We start from the raw sequence: 19,206 nt of genomic DNA, 5'->3' as shown, positions 1-19,206 counted from the left end.
CGACATGAAGGACATGACCCCTCTGCGCTGGGTCTGGGCGGCATTGGCCGTCTGGGGCGCGATCCATCCGATGTGGTGGTTCGTTGCGTGGTTTCAGGAGAATACGTGGTCGATCATGGCGATGGTGGACGCATGGCACGCCAATGCGGCGACCAGCGGTCTGGTCTGGGACCTGACCATCGCCGCCGTGACGCTGACGGTGTGGGTGGTGGCCGAGGTCGCGGTGCGGCGCAACTGGATCGCCCTGCTGGCGATCCCGGCGACGTTCTGCATCGGGGTCAGCTGTGGTCTGCCGCTGTATCTGTTCCTGCGCAGCAAGCCGGTGCGCTGACCGCACGCCTGCGTTGACGCCGTCCGGCGCTGTTCGCCGCTAGATGCGGCGAAGGCGCCCCGCCCGCCGTCCCGTGCCTGCGGCGAATCCGCCCTTGGGTCGGCGGCGCAGTCTGCTATGCATCGCCACAACGACGGACAGGAGCGGCGCATGGATCACTTTCTTTACCGGGACGGCGCCCTGCACGCCGAAGACGTGCCGCTGGCGGACATCGCGGCCACGGTCGGCACGCCGTTCTATGTCTATTCCAGCGCCACGTTGCTGCGGCATTACCATCTGTTCGACACCGCCCTGCAGGGCATGGACCACCTTGTCTGCTTTGCGATGAAATCGCTGTCCAATCAGGCGGTCCTGCGTCTGCTGGGCGATGCGGGGGCGGGAATGGATGTGGTGTCGGGCGGCGAATACGCCCGCGCCCGCGCCGCCGGCGTCCCCGGCGACCGCATCGTCTTTTCCGGCGTCGGCAAGACGCGGGAGGAGATGCGGCAGGCGCTGACCGGCGGCATTCGCCAGTTCAACGTGGAAAGCGAGCCGGAGATGGTGGCGCTGAGCGAGGTGGCCACGTCGCTGGGCCACGTCGCACCCATCACGATCCGGGTGAACCCGGACGTGGACGCGCAGACCCATGCCAAGATCGCCACCGGCAAGTCCGAGAACAAGTTCGGCATCCCCATCGCCCGGGCGCGAGAGGTCTATGCACTGGCAGCCTCCCTGCCGGGGGTGGAGGCCATCGGGATCGACGTGCACATCGGCAGCCAGCTGACCGATCTGGCCCCGTTCGAGGCGGCCTATCTGAAGGTCGCGGAACTGACCGAGCTGCTCCGCGCCGACGGGCACACCATCCGCAGGCTGGATCTGGGTGGCGGTCTGGGCATTCCTTATGTCCAGTCGAACATCGCCCCACCCACCCCGCAGGACTACGGCGACCTGATCCGCCGGACCGTGGGTCATCTGGGCTGCGAGATCGAGATCGAGCCGGGGCGACTGATTTCCGGCAATGCGGGCGTGATGGTCAGCCGGGTGGTCTACGTCAAGGACGGGGCGGATCGGCAGTTCCTGATCCTCGACGGGGCGATGAACGACCTGATCCGACCCGCCATGTATGACGCGCACCACGACATCGTGCCGGTGGTGGAGCCTGCGCCGGGGGCGGAGCGGGCCACCTACGACATCGTCGGTCCCGTCTGCGAAAGCGGCGACACCTTTGCCAAGGGCCGCGCGATGGCGCGGATGGCCCCCGGCGATCTGGTCGCCTTCCGGTCGGCAGGGGCTTACGGTGCCGTGATGGCGTCCGAATACAACTCGCGTCCGCTGATCCCCGAGGTGCTGGTGCAGCGCGATCAATTTGCGGTTATCCGCGAAAGACCGACCTTTGACGAAATGATCGCGCGCGATACCATTCCGGCGTGGCTGTAACGACATGGGTCGTCCGCCCACGACTGGGAGAGGCCCGCTGACCGACCGCCCCGAGACGCCCCACGATCTGCCCCACCTGACCCGCCCGCTGGCCCTGACCCGCTGGGGACTGGTGGCGGAGCGCGCGACGCGGGCGTTCTGGCCGGTCTGGACCGTGGCCTTCGTCATCCTAGCACCGCTGATGTTCGGCTGGCAGGACCGCATGAGCCTCGAGGTGTTCTGGGGCTTCGTGGGTCTGGGTGGCGTCGGACTGGCAGCAACGGTCGTCTGGGGTCTGCGGCAGTTCAACTGGCCCACGACCGCCGACGCAGTGGCGCGACTGGACGCAACGTTGCCCGGTCGCCCCATTGCCGCCGTGGCCGACACACAGGCCATCGGGGCAGGCGATCCGGCGTCGCAGGCGGTCTGGGCCGCGCACCTGGCGCGGATGCGCCGCGCGACGCAGGGCGCACGGCCGGTGGCCCCCGACCTGCGCGTGTCGGACCGCGATCCTTACGGCCTTCGGTTCACGGCGCTGCTGTTTTTCGTGGTGGCGCTGCTGTTCGGGTCGGTCCTGCGGGTCGGCTCCGTCACCGACATCGCGCGGGGGGGCATCGGCGGCACGCTTGCGACCGGCCCCACGTGGGAAGGCTGGATCGCGCCGCCCGCCTATACCGGGCGACCGATGCTCTACCTCAACGACCTTGCTCCCGGTCCGCTGGCGGTGCCCGCCGGGTCCGCCGTGACGCTGCGCCTGTATGGCGAGGTGGGCGCATTGAGCGTCGCCGAGACCGTGTCCGGGCGCACCGACGATGCGGTGCCGGTATCAGAGACGGAACAGGCCTTTGCCGTGACTACGGCAGGTCGCATCGCCATCGACGGCCCGAATGGCGCCGTATGGGAAATCTTGATCCTGCCGGATGCCGCACCCGAGGTCGATCTGACCGCGCCGATCACGGCGGACGCGATGGGAGAGCTGTCGCAACCCTTCGGCGCCGCAGACGACTACGGCATCGAGAGCGGGACGGCGGTGATCGCCCTTGATCTGGCTGCGGTGGACCGCCGCTATGGGCTGGCCGCCGACCCGCGAAAGATCGAGCCGGTGACGCTGGACCTGCCGATGCCCTTCGGCGGCGATCGTGCGGATTTCGAACAGGTGCTGGTCGACAATCTGTCGCTGCACCCGCTGGCGAACATGCCGGTCACGCTGACGCTGAGCGTGACGGACGCGGCAGGACAGACCGGCACCAGCACGACGGAATCCATCGTCCTGCCCGGTCGGCGGTTCTTTCAGCCCGTCGCGCGGGCCATCGTCGAACAGCGCCGCGACCTGATGTGGAGCCAGACCAACACCACCCGCGTCGTGCAGGTGCTGCGCGCGGTCAGCTATGCGCCGGAAACGCTGTTCGGCAATCAGGGCAGCTACCTGCGGTTGCGGACCATCATCCGCAGGCTGGACGCCACCCGCGCCACCGGCATGACGCCCGAGGTGGAGGCCGAGATCGTGCAGGCCCTGTGGGATCTGGCGCTGCAACTGGAGGAAGGCACCCTCGCCGATGCGCGCGCCCGGCTGGAGCGGGCGCAGGAACGTCTGGCCGAAGCGATGCGCAATGGCGCCTCGGAAGCCGAGATCGCGGAGCTGATGCAGGAGTTGCGCGAGGCGACGCAGGATTACATGCAGATGCTGGCCGACCAAATGGAGCCGGGGCAGGACGGCACCGACCAGCCGCAGATGTCCGAGAACGAGATGGAGCTGAGTGGCGACGAGTTGCAGGCCCTGATGGACCGCATCGAAGAGCTGATGCAGGAAGGCCGCATGGCCGAGGCGCAGGCGTTGATGGAACAGCTGAACGCGCTGCTGGAAAACATGCGGATCACCGAAGGCCAGCCCGGCAGCGGCGGCCCGCAGACCCCCGGCCAGCAGTCGATGGAGGATCTGGCCGACACCCTGCGCGAACAGCAGGAACTGTCGGACGAAGCCTTCCGCGAGATGCAGGAACAGGGGCAGCAGGGCCAGCCCGGACAGCAGCCGGGCCAGCAGCCCGGTGAGCAGCCGGGTCAGGGCCAGCAGCCGGGACAGCAACCGGGTCAGCAAGGGCAGGTCCAGCAACCGGGGCAGCGTCAGCAACCCGGCCAGCAGGGGCAGGGTCAGCAACCGGGCCAGCAGCCCGGCGACCAGCCCGGTGGCGCAGGCGAGGGCGAGGGACAGGACGGTGCTGGCACCGGCGAAAGCCTGGCCGAACGCCAGCAGGGTCTGCGCGACGAGCTGGCTCGTCAACGCGGCGCGCTGCCCGGTCTGCCGGGCGATGCGGGCGACGCCGCGCGCCGGTCCCTCGATCAGGCCGAAGGGGCGATGGATCAGGCAGAGCAGGCGTTGCGGCAGGGCGACAACGGCCGCGCCATCGACCAGCAGGCCGAGGCGATGGACGCCCTGCGCAACGGGATGCGTGCCATCGGCGAGGCGCTGGCGCAGAACGAACAGCCGCAGCCCGGTGAAAATCAGGGCGCCGGCGAAGGCCCGACCGGTCAGGTCCAACCCAGCCGCCGTGACCCCTTGGGCCGTGAGCTGGGCGGTGCGGGGCAATACGGCACCGACGAGAACCTGCTACAGGGCGAGGACGTCTATCGCCGGGCGGAGGAGCTGCTGGGCGAAATCCGCCGCAGGTCCGCAGAACAGTCACGCCCGCAGGTGGAACGCGATTACCTCGACCGGTTGCTGGACAGGTTCTGACCGTCCGGTCGTCGCGCCGGGACCGTGCAGTCGCCGCAGCGCAGGCCCCGGCGCGGTGCGGCGGGAAGGTTGTGCGAACGGCGGCGTGGCGGTCGTTTGTGCCGGGTCACATGATGGGCGCTCGCAGTTTCCACACTCCCCCACACCCCCGCTCGCATCGCGACCCGGCGGTCATCGGGCGGCGGTGAAACCACGCGTTGGGGCGTGCGGCCCGACCACGCGCACCGCCCGTTGCGTTGGATCGTGAGGGGTCACCCCGCACCCCGCATCCACACCGGAGAGGTGCACCGCTATGGTTCTTTACGGTGTCCCCTGCGTCTCGCTCAGAAGCCCCTGCACCCACGTATCCAGACGGATCCGCGCCTGGTCGATACTGGTGGCAAAGGCGTCCAGCGGTCCCGCCAGAGCGGGCATCGCCTCTGCGATGGTGTCCGCATTGGCATAGACCAGGACCAGAAGGGCGAAGACGAACAGCGTGCCGAAGAACCCGATGCGGCCGGACCGACGGTCCTGCTCGGCTATGGCACCGGACGACAGCGACAACGAATCCCGGTCCGCGCTGGATCGCAGGGTGGAATTGATTTCCTCGATGTCGGGGAACATCTCGCGCCGGGCACCGGCCGTCGTGGCTGCGGCCACCGTCGGTGCCGGGGTTGGCGCAGGCGAGGTGACGGCGGGTGCAGCGGACAGCGTCGCGGGCGGTGTGCCAGTGTCGGGACTGCTGCGACGCGCGCGCGCCGGGGCCGACAGCGGCAGCTCGTCCTGCCGTTCGGGCATGTCACGTGTCTCGGCGCGGCGCACAGCCTCTTCACGGGCGGCCTCCTCGCGCAGGATGTCGGCGATCGACGGGTCAAGCTGTTGGCGCATCGCCGTGGGCTGTGGGGGCGTCGGTGACGGCGGCGTTACGGAGGCGCGGGGTGCCGCGTCCGGTGCTGGTGGCGTCTGCGGTATGGCAAAAGGTGTGTCGTCCTGCGCGTCATCCTCGGCGCCCGTCGGTGCATCGGGCGACTCGAACCATGTGTGACCGCAGTTGGAACACTGCACGTCGCGCCCCTCGTCGGGGATGGCATCGTCGGCGACATCGTACTGCGCGCCGCAGTTCGGACAGATCAGCCGCATCGCGTTCGCTCCTTTGCACCAGCCACGGCGCCGGACGGCACCGCAAGCCTGCCTTCTCTATCCCCGTGGCCCGCCGCCGCCAAGGATTTGCGCCGGGTGCGCACGTGATTGCATTGTAACCTGTTGCAGATTTGGGCAAAAGATGGATCAGCGCGCCAAGGAGGACCCCCGGGTGATCGAGCTGCAAGACGTGGCCTACAGCTATGGCGGGGCAGAGCTGTTCGCTGGCCTGACGCTGAGCCTTGCAGCAGGGTCGTTCCAGTTCCTGACCGGGCCGTCCGGGGCGGGCAAGACGACGCTGCTGCGGCTGTGCTACGGCGATCTGCGGGCGACCGCCGGCCGCGTGAACCTGTTCGGCGCGGATGCGCAGGCCATGACCCGCGACGACGTGGCGATGGCCCGCCGCCGGATCGGGGTCGTGCATCAGGACTGCCAGTTCCTGGACCATCTGCCACTGGCCGACAACATCGCGCTGCCCCTGCAGGTCGCGGGCCGCAGCATGGAGGCGCAGGGCAACCTCGACGATCTGCTGGCCTGGGTTGGCCTGACGGCGCAGGCGGCGCAACTGCCGCCGCAACTGTCGGGCGGAGAGCGGCAGCGCGCCGCGCTGGCGCGGGCGGTCATCACCTCGCCCGATGTCATCATCGCAGATGAGCCCACCGGCAACGTGGACTGGGAGATGTCGCAGCGCCTTCTGACCCTGCTGGTGGAGCTGAACCGGATGGGCAAGACGGTGCTGATCGCGACGCATGACATGAACCTGATCCGCGCCGCCAAGGCGCAGGTCAGCGCATCGGTCCTGCGGCTCAAGGATGGGCGCCTGCAGGCGGGGGCGGCGCTGTGACCGGGCGCGTCGACCCCCGCGACCTGGCGATCCGGGCGCTGGGTGCGGTGCAGCGGGCGGCGGCCCTGCTGGTGGGCGATCCGCAGGCGGACCGGACCGTGCCGCCCACGGGCTATACCGCGCGGCTGACGGTGTTCACCGCAGGCGCGATGGCGTTCCTTGCGGTCTTTGCCATCGCGCTGTCGCTGGCCACGGGGCGGCTGGCGGATCGTTGGTCGGCCGAGCTCGCACGCACCGCGACGCTGCGCATTTCCGCACCGGTGGATCAGGCGGACGCACAGGTGCGCTCCGCGCTGACCGTGCTGGAGCAGACCCCCGGCATCGCCAGCGCCCGCGCGCTGACCGACGACGAGACGCGGGTGCTGCTGGAGCCGTGGTTCGGCCCGGACCTGCCGCTGGATGCGCTGGCGATCCCGCAACTGATCGAAATCGTCGAAGATGCGGACGGCTATGACGCCACCGGTCTGCGCGCACGTCTGGCCGCCGAAGTGCCGGGCGCCGTGCTGGACGACCACACCCGCTGGCGGGACCCGCTGGTCGCCGCCGCCAATCGTTTGCGGGCGCTGGGCTGGACCGCGCTGCTGCTGATCGGGGCCGCGACGGCGGCGATGATCACGCTGGCCGCACAATCGGCGCTGACCGCCAATGCGCAGGTGATCCGGGTGATGCGGCTGGTGGGTGCGCGGGACGCCTATATCGCGCGCGCCTTCGTGCGGCGGTTCACCCTGCGGGCGGGGGCCGGGGCGCTGGCGGGCACCGCCGCGGGGATGCTGGCGGTCGCGCTGATGCCGGGCGGGGACGACGCGACGGGGTTCCTGACCGATCTGGGTTTCCAGGGGGCGGGCTGGCTGTGGCCGCTGCTGGTGCCGCCCCTGGCGGCCATCGTGGCCTTCGTGGCGACCCGCAGCGCGGCGCTGCGCACATTGAGGACAGAAGCATGAAACAGTCCGGCCTGGCGTATGGCGTCCAGTGGCTGCGGTCGCTTGCCTTTACGGTCGTGATCTATGCGATGATGGCGGTGGTCGGCGTGCTGTTCCTGCCCTATGCGCTGCTGACCCGCGACGGTGCGATGAATACGTGCAAGATGTATGCGCGCCTCGTGATCCGGCTGGCCCGCCCGATGATCGGTCTGCGGTTCGAGGTGCGCGGCACGCCACCGGTCACCGGCTGCATGATCGCGGCGAAACATCAGTCGTTCATGGACGTGATGTTCATCTATCAGCTGCTGCCGCGTCCGCGGTTCATCATGAAGCGGTTGCTGCTGTGGGCGCCGGTGCTGGGTCTGTTTGCTTACAAGGCTGGGTGCATCCCCGTGGATCGCGGCAAGAAGGGCCGCGCGATCAAGGATATGCTGGCGCGCGTCAAGGCCGGCGACGCGGCCCCCGGACAGCTGTGCATCTATCCGCAAGGCACCCGCGTCGGCCCCGGCCAGATCGCGCCCTACAAGAAGGGGACGGCCGCCCTTTATGCCGACCTTGGCCAGCCGGTGGTGCCCGTGGCCACCAACATCGGCGTGTTCTGGCCCAAACGCGGGATCTATCGCAGGCCGGGCACGGCGGTGTTCCAGTTCCTCGACCCCATCCCGCCGGGCGTGCCGCTGCGGCAGTTCCTGACCGTGCTGGAAGAGGCGATCGAACCCGCTTCCGATACGCTGGCCCGCGAAGCTGGGCTGGCCATTCCAACGCGCCCGGTCGTCGTCATGCCGGACGAGGACGGCGCGCCGGTGTGATGAACGGCGAGGGCAGAGGGGGCGCTGCCCCCCGGCTGCGCCGTCCCCCGGGATATTTATGACCAGAAGAAGCCCGGGGACGGCGCAGCCCGGCTTGCCGTCATGCCAGGGGGCCGCGGCGCAGGCCGTCAGTGATCAGGCCGCGAGACCCTTCTTGCCCAGCGCGAGGTACTTTAGGCGGCGGTCACGGCGGATCTGGTCGGTTGGGGTCTTGTCGAGGTCGGCGAGGACGGCCGACAGCGCCTTGCCCACGGCCGCGATGGCGGTGGCGGGATCGCGGTGTGCACCGCCCAACGGCTCGGGGATGATCCGGTCGCAGACGCCGAGTTCGTGCAGGTTCCGGGCGGTCAGGCGCAGGGCGGCCGCAGCCTCTTGCGTCTTTCCTGCGTCCTTCCACAGGATCGAGGCGCAGCCTTCGGGGCTGATGACGGAATATATGGAGTGTTCCAGCATGAGCACGCGGTTGGCGGTGGCGAAGGCCACCGCGCCGCCGGACCCACCTTCGCCGATCACGACGCTGATCAGCGGCACGTTCAGGGCAAGGCAGGCTTCGGTCGAGCGGGCAATCGCCTCGGACTGGCCGCGTTCCTCGGCGCCCTTGCCGGGATAGGCGCCGGGGGTGTCGACCAGCGTCACCACCGGCAGGCCGAAGCGGTCGGCCAGTTCCATCAGGCGGATCGCCTTGCGATACCCTTCCGGGCGGGCCATGCCGAAGTTGTGGGCAATGCGGGATTTGGTGTCGTTGCCCTTTTCATGGCCCAGCACCACGACACTGCGGCCATCCAGCCGGGCGAGGCCGCCCATGATCGCATGGTCGTCGGCGAAGTTCCGGTCCCCCGCCAGCGGCGTGAACTCCGTGAACAGGGCGGCGATGTAATCCTTGCTATGGGGCCGGTCCGGGTGACGCGCGACCTGGCATTTGCGCCACGGCGTCAGGCCGGCATAGAGGGTCTTGAGCAGGTCACGGCTTTTGCGGTCGAGGGCGGCCGCCTCTTTCTCGACGTCCATGCCGGCGTTGTCGCGCGCCATGGCGCGCAGTTCCTCGGCCTTGCCTTCGATCTCGGCTAAGGGTTTTTCGAAGTCGAGATACTGTGTCATCGGCCTGCCTTGTTCACGGCGCACCTCTGGCGCTGACACCGATATAGGCGGTCCGGGGCGCGGTTTGCAATGGCCGCCCCCCGTGTTGACGCCGTCAGCCGGCGGCGATCATGCGGGACTGGTTCACGATGACCTCGGCCTGCTTGATGCTGGCGATGTCCACGAGGCGGCCCTTGTAGACCGTCGCCCCTTCGCCGCGGGCCTTGGCGGCGGTCATGGCGTCGAGGATCGCCTGCGCTTCTGCCACTTTGGCGTTGGACGGGGTGAAGACCTCGTTGGCGAGCGCGATCTGGCGGGGATGGATCGCCCATTTGCCGACCATGCCCAGCGTGGCGCTGCGGCGGGCCTGCGCGCGGTAGCCTTCGTCGTCGGAGAAATCACCGAAGGGGCCGTCGACGGGCAGCAGTCCATGGGTGCGACAGGCGGCGACGATGGCGGTCTGGCACCAGTGCCACGGATCGCTGTAATGGCGCGCCTCGCCCTGCAGCATGTAGTAGTCGTCCTGCGTGCCGCCGATGCCCGTGGTCTGCATCCCCATGGACGCGGCATAGTCCGCGGCCCCGAGGCTCATGGCCTGCAGGCGGGGGCTGCTGGCTGCGATTTCGTTCACGTTCACGAGGCCCGCTGCGGATTCGATAATGACCTCGAAGGCGATGCGCTTGGCGCGGCCCTTCGCGGCCTCGATCGCGGTGACGAGGGCATCGACGGCATAGATGTCGGCGGCGTTGCCCACCTTGGGGATCATGATCTGGTCGAGGCGGTCGCCCGCCTGTTCCAGCAGGTCCACCACGTCGCGATACCAGAACGGCGTGTCGAGGCTGTTGATCCGCGCGCTGAGGTGCTTGCGGCCCCAGTCGATGCTGCCGATGGCATCGATCACGTTCGCGCGGGCCTGATCCTTGTCGGCGGGGGCCACGCTGTCCTCCAGGTCGAGGTTGATCACGTCGGCGTCCGACGCCGCCATCTTGGCGAACAGTTTGGTGTTCGATCCGGGGCCGAACAGCTGGCAGCGGTTCGGACGGGCAGGGGGCGTTGGCTGCAGGCGGAATGACATGGGAGGGGTTTCTTTGTGTCGTTATGGGTTACCTTTTTGGTATGTTGTTGCGCTGTGGATCGCAAGGCGATTTTGCAGGTGCAGCAGAGGTGGGCGTGCCGCTGCAGGGCGCGCATGTGCGCGGCGGTCCGGCAGGTGGCACGGACGCCTGGGACATGGTGTGAGGGCGCAGGGGGCCAGCCCCCCGGCTGCGCCGTCCCCCGGGATATTTCTGACCAGAGGAAGCCGGGGGACGCGCGGGTGGGCGGAGGTGGGCGGTATCAGATGCCCGCGTCGATGATCGCCTGTGCGAGGATCGGCACGGTGCGGGCGTTGAGGCCCGCGATGTTCATCCGGCTGTCGCTGACCATGTAGATGCCGTGATCGGCGCGCAGCACTTCGACCTTGTCGGCGCTGGTGCCAAGCAGGCTGAACATGCCGCGATGGTGGGCGATGAAGTCGAAGCGGTCGTCGTTGGACAGGCGGCGCAGGTCGTCGGCCAGCGCCTGCCGCAGAGTCAGCATGGTGTTGCGGGTGTCCTCCAGCTCCGCCTCCCACTCCGCCCGCAGGGCAGGGTCGGTGAGGATGGTCGTGACGACCCGCGCGCCGTGGTCGGGGGGGAAGCTGTAATTCTGGCGGTTGAGGAAGTTGAGGTTGGCCTGCGTCAGGGCCGTCTCATCCTTGTCGCGGGTGATACCAAGCAGGATGCCGGTGCGTTCGCGGTAGATGCCGAAATTCTTAGAGCAACTCGCGGCGATCATCAGGTTCGGAAACGCGGCCGCGATGGCGCGGGTCGCCTGCGCATCCTGATCCAGCCCGTCGCCGAAGCCCTGATAGGCGACATCGACCAGCGGCACGGCCTGAACCTGTTGCAGGGTGGCAACGATGCGGGTCCACTGGTCGGCAGTCGGATTGGCCCCCGTCGGGTTGTGGCAGCAGCCATGCAGCAGAACCACGTCGCCGGGGGCGACCGTGCCCAGATCGGCGATCATGCCGTCGATGTCCACGCCGCGCGTGTCGGCGTCGAAGTAGCGGTAGCTGCGCATCGGCAGGCCGAGGAACTTGACGATGGAGGCGTGGTTCGGCCAGCTCGGGTCGCTGATCCAGATGGTGGCACCGGGGGCGGCGAGTTTCACCATCTCCAGCGCCTGACGGATCGCACCGGTGCCGCCGGGGGTGGCGATGGCCGCGATGCGGTCGCGGGGCAGGGTGTCGGCCAAGAGCAGGTCGATCATCGCATCCGCGAACGCCGGATCACCGGCAAGGCCGACATAGGCCTTGGTCGTCTGGTCGGCGACGAGGCGACGCTCCGCCTCCTTCACCGCGCGCATGACGGGTGTGTTGCCGCTGGCGTCCTTGTAGACGCCCACGCCCAGATCGACCTTGGTGTCGCGGGGGTCGGCCCTGTAGGCCTGCATCAAGGACAGGATCTTGTCGGCGGGTTGGGGTTTCAGCGTGTCGAACATGGGGAGGGGTTCCTAGGGAGGTGGCGCGTCAGGCGGCGGGGCCGGTGGCGAGGGGGAGGTCGGCATACATGCCCCATTCGGACCATGAGCCGTCGTAGAGTGCGTGATCGGTCTTGCCGATCCGTTCGAGGGCGAGGTTGACGATCGCCGCCGTCACGCCCGACCCACAGGTGGTGATGACGGGCTTCGTCAGGTCGGCACCCGCATCGGCAAAGACCTTTTGCAGGGCTGGCGCGGCTTTCAGCGTGCCATCCGCGTTCAGCAGCGTGGCGTAGTGGACGTTGCGCGCGCCGGGAATGTGGCCGCTGCGCAGGCCCGCGCGGGGTTCGGGTTCGGTGCCCGCAAAGCGACCGGGGCCGCGGGCGTCGATGATCGTGTGATCGCCAAGCTTGGCCGCGCGGGCGACCTGTGTGACGTCGCGCACCAGCTGGTTCTGGCGGCTGGTGGTCATGTGGCGGTCGCGGATCACCGGGGCGTTGTCGTCCATCGGGTGCCCTTCGGCCCGCCATTTGGGCAGGCCGCCGTCCAGCACCGCCACGTCGCGCTTGCCCATCAGGCGGAACAGCCACCACACGCGGGCGGCGGAAAACAGCCCCGTGCTGTCATAGACCACGACCTGATGGCCGTCGCCGACGCCCATCGCGCGCATCCGCGACATGAACTTTTCCGTGGCGGGTGCCATGTGCGGCAATTCCGACCGCGCATCGCTGATCTCGTCGATGTCGAAAAAGCGTGCGCCGGGGATGTGGTCCGCATGGTATTCTGCGGCGGCATCGCGGCCCGCGTCGGGCATGTGCCAGCTGGCGTCCAGCAGTCGCAGGTCCGGGTCCGACAGGTGGTCTGCCAGCCAGCGGGTGCTGACCAGCGTCTGCGGGTCGTCTGACGTGTCGGCCATGGCGCACCTGTTGCTGAGGATTGGCCCTTGACCTATCGCAGGGGCCGGGGTCGCGCAAGTTGCGCCCCGCGTCGCAGGATCAGTCGTGGGTCTTCATGATCCGGCTCTTCTGCCGGGCCCAGTCGCGCTTGGCGTCGGAGGCGCGCTTGTCGTGGTTCTTCTTGCCCTTGGCGATGGCAATCTTCAGCTTCACCAGCCCGCGGTCGTTGAAATACATCACCAGCGGCACCAGCGTCATGCCCTCGCGCTTGGTGGCGTTCCACAGGCGGGCCATTTCGCGCGACTTGACGAGGAGCTTGCGTTTCGCCCGTGCCTCGTGGCCGAACATGGCCTGTTCATAGGGCGCGATGTAGGAATTGGTCAGCCACAACTCGCCGTTGTCCACGCTCGCATAGCTGTCGGCGATGTTCGACTGGCCGACGCGCAGGGACTTCACCTCTGACCCGTGGAGGATGATCCCGACCTCCAGATCCTCCTGGATCTCGAAGTCGTAGCGGGCGCGCCGGTTTTCGGCGACGACCTTGTAGTTCTTGGTGTCGGATTTGCTGGCCATTGGGCCTAACTATGTCACGGCGCAGCACAGCACAAGGTGACGGCAACCCGCCGCAGGCCATGGCGCCGTGGCGGCTGGCCGGGCGGCCCGTCGCGGTGATAGTATGGGCGCGGGGCATCTGTCGCCTCTTGGAATGACCGATGCTGATCCAGATCGCCTTCGGCAGCGTCCTCGTCCTGACGTCCATCCTGATCGCCGGTGTCAGTTACTGGGCGATGGAGGCGGCGCTGGTCCGCCTGCGACCCTGGCTGGCGCGCAGACCGCATCCGCCCAAGCTGGTCTTCGTGCTTTGCATGACGGCCGTGTGGGTGCTGGCGCAGATGACGCTGGGGGTCTGGATCTGGGCGCTGGCGCTGCGCGGCCTGCACATCTTCGCCACGCTGGAGGAAGCGGTCTATTTCGCGCTTGTCGCTTTTACCACACTCGGGTTCGGCGATGTGCTGCTGCCGATGGAGTGGCGGTTGCTGGCAGGCATGGCCGCGACCAACGGGTTGCTGAACATCGGACTGACGACAGCGCTGATGCTGGACAGCCTGCGCGCGATCCGCGCAGGCCAGCAGGGAGCCCTAACCGGCGCGGGTCCCTAGTTCAGCAGGCCTGCGTGGACCATCGCGGCGCGGATGCGGTCCTTTACGCCGTCGGTCAGGGGGACGAGCGGTGTCCGCACCTCCGGCTCGCCCAGACCCAGCAGGGACAGACCGTATTTCGCACCGACAAGGCCCGGTTCGAGGAAGATCGCCTCGTGCAGGGGCATCAGGCGGTCGGTCAGGGTCAGGGCCGTGGCAAAATCGCCCGCCAGCGTCGCCTCCTGCATGCGGGCGCACAGGGCGGGGGCCACGTTGGCGGTGACGGAAATGCAGCCGACGCCGCCATGGGCGTTGAAGCCGAGCGCCGTCGCATCCTCGCCCGACATCTGCACAAAGTCGGTGCCGCACAGCATCCGCTGTTTCGGCACGCGGGACAGATCACCGGTCGCGTCCTTGACGCCCACGATCATCGGGTGTTTCGCCAGTTCGGCCATCGTGGCCACGGTCATGTCCACGGCGGACCGGCCCGGAATGTTGTAGATCACGACGGGCAGGCCGCAGTCGGCGGCGGCGGTGAAATGCGCGATCAGGCCCGCCTGCGTGGGGCGGTTGTAATAGGGGGTGACGACCAGCGCCGCATCGGCGCCGCTCGCCTTCGCCGCCTCCACCAGCCGCACGGTTTCCACCGTGTTGTTCGAACCGGCGCCAGCGATGACGGGGATGCGACCGGCGGTATGGTCCACCACGGTCTTGACGACCAGATCGTGTTCCGCATGGCTCAGCGTCGGGCTTTCGCCCGTGGTGCCGACCGGCACAAGGCCATGGGTGCCCTGTTCGATGTGCCAGTCCACCAGCCGTTTCAGCCCCGGCAGATCCACCTGTCCGTCCGTGAACGGCGTGACGAGGGCGACGAAGGAGCCTTTGAACATGGGTCTGATCCTGTGGATGGGTAAGCACAGCCGGAGCGGGTCGCGGCGCGTGGCGGACCCTAGACGCCTTTGCCGACAATGCCAAGATTGTGCGTTGCATCAGGGCTCTGTATGGCTAGGTTGCGCAGACCCCATGCCTGACCCGGGACCAGTCGATGCCGTTTCCCAGCTTGCGCCGCCTTGCCGCCGCAGCATGTATGACTGTCTCTGCCGCGCCACTGCTGGCGCAGGTGGATGGCGACGACGTGGCGGCGATCACCTTTGCGGTGCGGCAGGACTTTCTGAACGCCTATGCCCGCGCGGGCACGGACGACGCGGCGATCCGCGATCTGGTGACGTGGCAGCGCCTGCGGTTCGGCGACGCGGTGTTTTCCGATTACGTGGCGTTCGCGCGGGTGCGCGGCGACTGGCCCGGTCAGGACCTGTTGCGCGCCGAGGCCGAGGCGTTGATCCCCGCATCCTATGACCCGCAGATCGTCGTGGACTGGTTCGGCGACACCCCGCCCGTGACCGGGCAGGGGGCGGTGCGGCTGGCGCAGGCCCTGACGGCGCTGCGTCAACTCGACGCCGCCCGCGACGTGGTCCGCAGCGCGTGGTTGACGCTTGAGTTGAGCGAAGCTGGACAGGCCGCACTTCTGCAGGCCTTCGGCAGCGACCTGTCCGACCTGCATGCAGCCCGCGCGGATGCGCTGCTGTGGCGCTGGCTGACGGCAGAGGCGGAGCGGATGCTGCCCCTGCTCGACGACGATCAGGCGGCGCTGGTGCGGGCGCGCATCGCCCTGATCCGCAAGACCGGCGAGCCCGATGACGTGCTGGACGCGGTGCCAGCCGCGCTGCAGGGCGATCCGGGCCTGATCTACGACCGGTTCAACTGGCTGGCCGACAATGGGCGCCAGACCGACGCGATGGCCCTGCTGTCCGCGCAGTCCACCTCGGCCGAGGCGCTGGGTGTGCCATGGCGCTGGGCCAGCTGGCGCCGCAATCTGGCGCGCTGGCAGATGCGCGAAGGAAACGCGCAGGCCGCCTACGATCTGGCCTCTCGGCACTTCGTGACGGCTGACGCGAGTGCGGAATCCTATGCGGACCTCGAATGGCTGTCGGGCTATCTGATGCTGCGGTTCCTCGACGATCCCGCACAGGCGCTGGTGCATTTCGAGGCGATGTCGACGGGTGCACTTGGTGCCATCACGCTGGGCCGTGCCGGTTACTGGCAGGGTCGCGCACTGGAGGCGCTGGGCCGGACCGAGGATGCCCGCGCCGCCTATGCCAGTGGGGCGCAGCACCAGACCAGCTTCTATGGATTGCTGGCGGCGGAAAAGCTGGGGGTGCCGCTGGACCCGTTCCTGACTGGGGCTGGCGATCCGACCGACTGGCAGGACGCGCCCATCCTGCAGGACGATCTGGTGCGCGCGGCCTTCGCCCTGATGCAGGCCGGAGAGCGCGGCAAGGCGGTGCAGTTCTTTGCCGAGATCGGCAGGCGGCTGGACGGACCCGACATCGCCCGCGTCTCGGCGGCACTGGCGGCCAAGGGCCAGACCTATTTCGAGGTGCTGCTGGGCAAGTCCGCCGCCGCACGCGGGATCATCGTGCCCACCGCCTTCTATCCGCTGCATCCGCTGACGACGATGGACCTTCCGGTCGCACCCGAACTGGCGCTGGCGATCGCCCGGCGCGAGTCGGAGTTCAACACCGAGGCCGGCAGCCCCGTGGGCGCGCTGGGGCTGATGCAGCTGATGCCCGGCACCGCGAGCGACGTGTCGCGCGGGCTTGGCCTGCCTTACGACAAGGCGCAACTGACAGCCGACTGGCGTTACAACGCGACGCTGGGTGCGCGGTATCTGGCGGACCTGACAGAGCGGTTCGGCGACAGCCCCGTGCAGATCGCCGCAGGCTACAACGCGGGGCCGGGGCGGCCCCGCGACTGGATGGCCGCGCGTGGCGATCCGCGCAACGGCGACGTCGATGTGATCGACTGGATCGAGCTGATCCCCTTCAACGAGACCCGCAACTACGTGCAGCGGGTGACGGAATCGCTGCCGATCTATGCCGCAAGGCTCAGCGGCGAAACCGGCCCGGTCCGTTTCACCGACCTGCTGATCGGCGAAGGGTCCGTCGTGCGCCCGACCGCCAGCCCCGGCGGTGCGCTGTCGGTTCCGGCCCCCGTGACGGGCCCCACCGCCGAGGTCGATGCCACCGCAGCCTTGCCGCGCCCGGTGGCGCGCCCCGTGCGCGATGCAACCGTGGCGACGGCGGGGCCCGTTGCGACCCCCGGCACCGCGCCGACCGCTGAGGGCGAGACGGTCGTGGCGACGACGGCACCCGCCGCAGCACCCCCGTTCCGCCCCGTCGCCCGTCCCGTGCGGGCGGACGGCGTGCAGACCGTCGCGGCCGATGCAACAGCTGTGCCCGCCGCGACTGTCCCGCAGGCGACGGCGGCTGCCGTGCCCGCGATCGGACCCGCCACGGGGCCGCGTGTCACCTTGCGGCCCATCCTGCGCCCCGGCGGCTAGCGGGCGGGTGTCAGACCCGGCTGCTTTCGACGATGCGCGCAAACGGGCAGACCATGGTCCAGCGGACCCCCCCCGGCGCGATGATCCAGCGCCACATCGGCACACAGCGCGGCCTCTGTCATGGATTGCAGCACGGTCGAGCCGAATCCGCGACGGTCCGGCGGCACCACCGCCAGACCGCCCGTTTCCACGCAGGACAGGGTCAGCGCGTCGTCCGCGACCCGCCATGTCACCGCCACATGGCCAGCCGCGTTGGACAGGGCACCGTATTTCATTGCGTTCGTCGCCAGTTCGTGCAGGGCAAGCCCGATCGGCTGGATCGCGTTGAACCGCAGCGGCACGTCCGGGCCGCCGATGCTGATCCGGGCGGTTGTGCCGCCGGTGAACGGATGCAGCTGTTCGCACACCAGGGCCTCCAGCGTGACGCCAGCCTCGCCGCGCGTCACCAGCAGGTCCTGATTGTGCGCCAGCGCCCTGATCCGTGCGTCGAACCGCGCGATGAAATCGTCGGGCTCGCCCGTCCGGGCCGTCATGCGGGCGATGCTCTGGACGACGGTCAGCAGGTTCTTCAGCCGGTGGTTCATCTCTCGCATCAGGTCCTGCACCTGGCGTTCGGCCACCTTGTGGGCAGTCACGTCCATGATCGCGACCAGACCGCTGACGGGGCGGCGCTGGCCGTCGTCCCCTGTCTCGAACGTCACCTGCTTGCGCGCGCTCAGCCAGCGCGGTGTGCCGTCCGTCGTTTCCACCCGGTGCACCAGATCGACGAAATCCGCACCATCCACGGCCAGCATCGCCGCGATGCAGGCGTCCACGTCGGGGCGGTCGTCGGGATGGATGCACGCGTGCAGGTCGGTGCGCGGCATCGCCGTCATGGCGGTCAAGCCAAAGAGCTGGGCCGCACGGGCGTCCAGCGTGATCGTATCCGCGTGATAATCGATGCTGCCCAGACCCAGACCGGCGACCCGCACCCCGAGTGGCAAGAGCGGTGTCGGATCGGCGACGAAGGGGAGGCTGGACATGGATGCGGACATGAAAATGCTCGGACACTGAATTGTGAAAAAGTAGCGATGCCGCAACCGCGAATCAATCGCGCTGATACGGAAGCATATCAGGACCTGACGCGTTTCGCGCCAGCGCGACGTGTTTCAAACAGGCAGCGGGGCCGGTCAGGATGCGTTTTGCACCCGGCGGTTGCGCAGCAGGGTGAACACACCCGCCGCGACGACGATTCCCGCTCCGACGGCGACATGCGTCTCCAGCACCTCGCCGAACACGAACAGCCCGATCACGGCCGCGAAGGGCAGTTGCAGATAGGCAAAGGGTTGCACGGCGCTCGCCTCTGCCACCTCGTAGCAGCGGATCAGCAGCCAGTGACCAGTGACGCCGGTGACGCAGAGCGCGGCCATCCAGCCCCAGTCGGGGGCGGTCATCGGCTCCCACCCCCACAGGCCGACGCAGGTCATCGCCGCCGCACCGCTGATGCCGGTCCAGAAGAAACTGGTGGCGGTGGTGTCGGCGCGGGCGACGTAACGCGTCAGAAGGCCATACAGCGCGAACATGCAGGCCGCCGCGAAGGGCAGCATGGCTGCGGGCGCAAAGACCCCGAACCCCGGTTGCAGGATCACCAGAACGCCGACGAAGCCCACGCCGATCGCCAGCCAGCGCCGCCAGCCGACGCCTTCGCCCAGCACCGGGCCTGACAGGGCGGCGACCAGCAGCGGATAGCAGGCAAAGACCGCGTGGCTCTCGATCAGGCCCAGCACGACGAAGGCCGCGACCATGATGCAGATCTCGGCCGCCAGCAGCAGCCCGCGGAACGCCTGCAGCACGGGCTGCGTGGTGGCGGCGGCGGCGCGGATCGAGCCTGCCTTCGCCTTGGCGATGGCGATGACGAAGGCCGCAAAGAACCAGTAGCGGATCATCACGATCATCAGCACGTTGTATTCGCTGGCCAGATGCCGGGACAGCCCGTCCTGCACCGCAAAGACGAAGGTGGTGGCGATCATCAGGCCGACGCCAAGGCGGGTGTTGCTGGTCTGCATG

Annotated in this window: 17 protein-coding genes; 8 read left to right on the top strand and 9 right to left on the bottom strand. The window is 68.6% G+C overall.

Features of this window, described 5'->3' with window-relative positions; genetic code table 11:
- The first annotated feature begins 13 nt into the window (after positions 1 to 13).
- From BMX16_RS04840 to BMX16_RS04830, 3 genes are all read left to right on the top strand, one after another.
- Positions 14 to 331, top strand: coding sequence for a DUF2834 domain-containing protein (locus tag BMX16_RS04840; protein WP_089899744.1), 318 nt, complete (start codon positions 14 to 16; stop codon positions 329 to 331).
- A 150-nt stretch (positions 332 to 481) separates the two neighbouring features.
- On the top strand, positions 482 to 1,747 hold the full coding sequence (lysA, locus tag BMX16_RS04835; protein WP_089899515.1) for a diaminopimelate decarboxylase: 1,266 nt from the start codon (positions 482 to 484) through the stop codon (positions 1,745 to 1,747).
- Between the two features lie 4 nt (positions 1,748 to 1,751).
- A complete protein-coding gene (locus tag BMX16_RS04830) occupies positions 1,752 to 4,457 on the top strand; it encodes a DUF4175 domain-containing protein (protein WP_089899512.1) in 2,706 nt (901 codons plus the stop codon).
- 300 nt (positions 4,458 to 4,757) lie between these two features.
- Here the strand turns inward: BMX16_RS04830 and BMX16_RS04825 are convergent, their stop codons facing one another.
- Positions 4,758 to 5,576, bottom strand: a complete 819-nt coding sequence (locus BMX16_RS04825; RefSeq protein ID WP_089899509.1) for a zinc-ribbon domain-containing protein — start codon at positions 5,574 to 5,576, stop codon at positions 4,758 to 4,760.
- A gap of 172 nt (positions 5,577 to 5,748) precedes the next feature.
- Between BMX16_RS04825 and BMX16_RS04820 the strand changes: the two genes are divergently transcribed.
- From BMX16_RS04820 to BMX16_RS04810, 3 genes are read left to right on the top strand one after another with little or no spacing between them, the layout of a single operon-like run.
- Complete coding sequence (locus BMX16_RS04820; protein ID WP_089899742.1) at positions 5,749 to 6,420, top strand: cell division ATP-binding protein FtsE; 672 nt, start codon at positions 5,749 to 5,751, stop codon at positions 6,418 to 6,420.
- Between the two features lie 47 nt (positions 6,421 to 6,467).
- Positions 6,468 to 7,361 (top strand): cell division protein FtsX, encoded by an 894-nt coding sequence (locus BMX16_RS04815; RefSeq protein ID WP_089899738.1) that lies wholly within the window; start codon positions 6,468 to 6,470, stop codon positions 7,359 to 7,361.
- The gene (locus BMX16_RS04810; RefSeq protein ID WP_245731332.1) at positions 7,358 to 8,149 is read left to right on the top strand and encodes a lysophospholipid acyltransferase family protein; all 792 of its coding nucleotides are present in this window, start codon (positions 7,358 to 7,360) and stop codon (positions 8,147 to 8,149) included. The genes BMX16_RS04815 and BMX16_RS04810 overlap by 4 nt, the downstream gene beginning before the upstream one ends.
- Before the next feature lie 135 nt (positions 8,150 to 8,284).
- Here BMX16_RS04810 and BMX16_RS04805 read toward each other — a convergent pair whose 3' ends face one another.
- The 5 genes from BMX16_RS04805 to smpB form a co-directional block, all read right to left on the bottom strand.
- The gene (locus tag BMX16_RS04805) at positions 8,285 to 9,247 is read right to left on the bottom strand and encodes an acetyl-CoA carboxylase carboxyltransferase subunit alpha (protein WP_089899507.1); all 963 of its coding nucleotides are present in this window, start codon (positions 9,245 to 9,247) and stop codon (positions 8,285 to 8,287) included.
- Between the two features lie 94 nt (positions 9,248 to 9,341).
- Positions 9,342 to 10,301 carry an L-malyl-CoA/beta-methylmalyl-CoA lyase gene (locus tag BMX16_RS04800; RefSeq protein ID WP_089899504.1) on the bottom strand — a complete coding sequence of 320 codons (960 nt, stop codon included), beginning with the start codon at positions 10,299 to 10,301 and terminating at the stop codon, positions 9,342 to 9,344.
- Between the two features lie 260 nt (positions 10,302 to 10,561).
- Entirely contained in the window at positions 10,562 to 11,746 is a 1,185-nt protein-coding gene (locus BMX16_RS04795; RefSeq protein WP_089899500.1) for an amino acid aminotransferase, read from the bottom strand.
- 28 nt (positions 11,747 to 11,774) lie between these two features.
- Positions 11,775 to 12,641, bottom strand: coding sequence for a 3-mercaptopyruvate sulfurtransferase (sseA, locus tag BMX16_RS04790; protein ID WP_089899497.1), 867 nt, complete (start codon positions 12,639 to 12,641; stop codon positions 11,775 to 11,777).
- Between the two features lie 79 nt (positions 12,642 to 12,720).
- On the bottom strand, positions 12,721 to 13,194 hold the full coding sequence (gene smpB, locus BMX16_RS04785; protein ID WP_089899494.1) for an SsrA-binding protein SmpB: 474 nt from the start codon (positions 13,192 to 13,194) through the stop codon (positions 12,721 to 12,723).
- A 140-nt stretch (positions 13,195 to 13,334) separates the two neighbouring features.
- On the opposite strand from smpB, the gene BMX16_RS04780 reads away from it, so the two are divergent.
- Positions 13,335 to 13,781 (top strand): ion channel, encoded by a 447-nt coding sequence (locus tag BMX16_RS04780; RefSeq protein WP_089899491.1) that lies wholly within the window; start codon positions 13,335 to 13,337, stop codon positions 13,779 to 13,781.
- Here BMX16_RS04780 and dapA read toward each other — a convergent pair.
- Positions 13,778 to 14,650 carry a 4-hydroxy-tetrahydrodipicolinate synthase gene (gene dapA / locus BMX16_RS04775; RefSeq protein ID WP_089899488.1) on the bottom strand — a complete coding sequence of 291 codons (873 nt, stop codon included), beginning with the start codon at positions 14,648 to 14,650 and terminating at the stop codon, positions 13,778 to 13,780. The genes BMX16_RS04780 and dapA overlap by 4 nt on opposite strands.
- 155 nt (positions 14,651 to 14,805) lie before the next feature.
- Here dapA and BMX16_RS04770 point away from each other — a divergent pair, with 155 nt between their 5' ends.
- Entirely contained in the window at positions 14,806 to 17,160 is a 2,355-nt protein-coding gene (locus BMX16_RS04770; protein ID WP_245731331.1) for a lytic transglycosylase domain-containing protein, read from the top strand.
- Here the strand turns inward: BMX16_RS04770 and BMX16_RS04765 are convergent.
- Complete coding sequence (locus BMX16_RS04765; protein ID WP_177174568.1) at positions 17,157 to 18,182, bottom strand: sensor histidine kinase; 1,026 nt, start codon at positions 18,180 to 18,182, stop codon at positions 17,157 to 17,159. The two genes, BMX16_RS04770 and BMX16_RS04765, sit on opposite strands and share 4 nt — an antisense overlap.
- A 147-nt stretch (positions 18,183 to 18,329) precedes the next feature.
- A complete protein-coding gene (locus BMX16_RS04760) occupies positions 18,330 to 19,205 on the bottom strand; it encodes a DMT family transporter (protein WP_089899483.1) in 876 nt (291 codons plus the stop codon).
- Position 19,206 lies beyond the last annotated feature (1 nt).

It is taken from the genome of Loktanella fryxellensis, assembly GCF_900110065.1.
Lineage (GTDB): Bacteria > Pseudomonadota > Alphaproteobacteria > Rhodobacterales > Rhodobacteraceae > Loktanella > Loktanella fryxellensis.
This window is presented reverse-complemented; position numbering and strand designations above follow the sequence as displayed.

Bases quoted from the DNA above. Each gene is read 5' to 3' on its own strand.
- BMX16_RS04760 (WP_089899483.1), bottom strand. From the start codon at position 19,205: ATGCAGACCAGCAACACCCGCCTTGGCGTCGGCCTGATGATCGCCACC.
- BMX16_RS04840 (WP_089899744.1), top strand. From the start codon at position 14: ATGACCCCTCTGCGCTGGGTCTGGGCGGCATTGGCCGTCTGGGGCGCG.
- smpB (WP_089899494.1), bottom strand. From the start codon at position 13,194: ATGGCCAGCAAATCCGACACCAAGAACTACAAGGTCGTCGCCGAAAAC.
- sseA (WP_089899497.1), bottom strand. From the start codon at position 12,641: ATGGCCGACACGTCAGACGACCCGCAGACGCTGGTCAGCACCCGCTGG.
- BMX16_RS04810 (WP_245731332.1), top strand. From the start codon at position 7,358: ATGAAACAGTCCGGCCTGGCGTATGGCGTCCAGTGGCTGCGGTCGCTT.
- BMX16_RS04800 (WP_089899504.1), bottom strand. From the start codon at position 10,301: ATGTCATTCCGCCTGCAGCCAACGCCCCCTGCCCGTCCGAACCGCTGC.
- BMX16_RS04830 (WP_089899512.1), top strand. From the start codon at position 1,752: ATGGGTCGTCCGCCCACGACTGGGAGAGGCCCGCTGACCGACCGCCCC.
- BMX16_RS04780 (WP_089899491.1), top strand. From the start codon at position 13,335: ATGCTGATCCAGATCGCCTTCGGCAGCGTCCTCGTCCTGACGTCCATC.
- BMX16_RS04765 (WP_177174568.1), bottom strand. From the start codon at position 18,182: ATGTCCAGCCTCCCCTTCGTCGCCGATCCGACACCGCTCTTGCCACTC.
- BMX16_RS04825 (WP_089899509.1), bottom strand. From the start codon at position 5,576: ATGCGGCTGATCTGTCCGAACTGCGGCGCGCAGTACGATGTCGCCGAC.
- BMX16_RS04770 (WP_245731331.1), top strand. From the start codon at position 14,806: ATGCCGTTTCCCAGCTTGCGCCGCCTTGCCGCCGCAGCATGTATGACT.
- dapA (WP_089899488.1), bottom strand. From the start codon at position 14,650: ATGTTCAAAGGCTCCTTCGTCGCCCTCGTCACGCCGTTCACGGACGGA.
- lysA (WP_089899515.1), top strand. From the start codon at position 482: ATGGATCACTTTCTTTACCGGGACGGCGCCCTGCACGCCGAAGACGTG.
- BMX16_RS04795 (WP_089899500.1), bottom strand. From the start codon at position 11,746: ATGTTCGACACGCTGAAACCCCAACCCGCCGACAAGATCCTGTCCTTG.
- BMX16_RS04805 (WP_089899507.1), bottom strand. From the start codon at position 9,247: ATGACACAGTATCTCGACTTCGAAAAACCCTTAGCCGAGATCGAAGGC.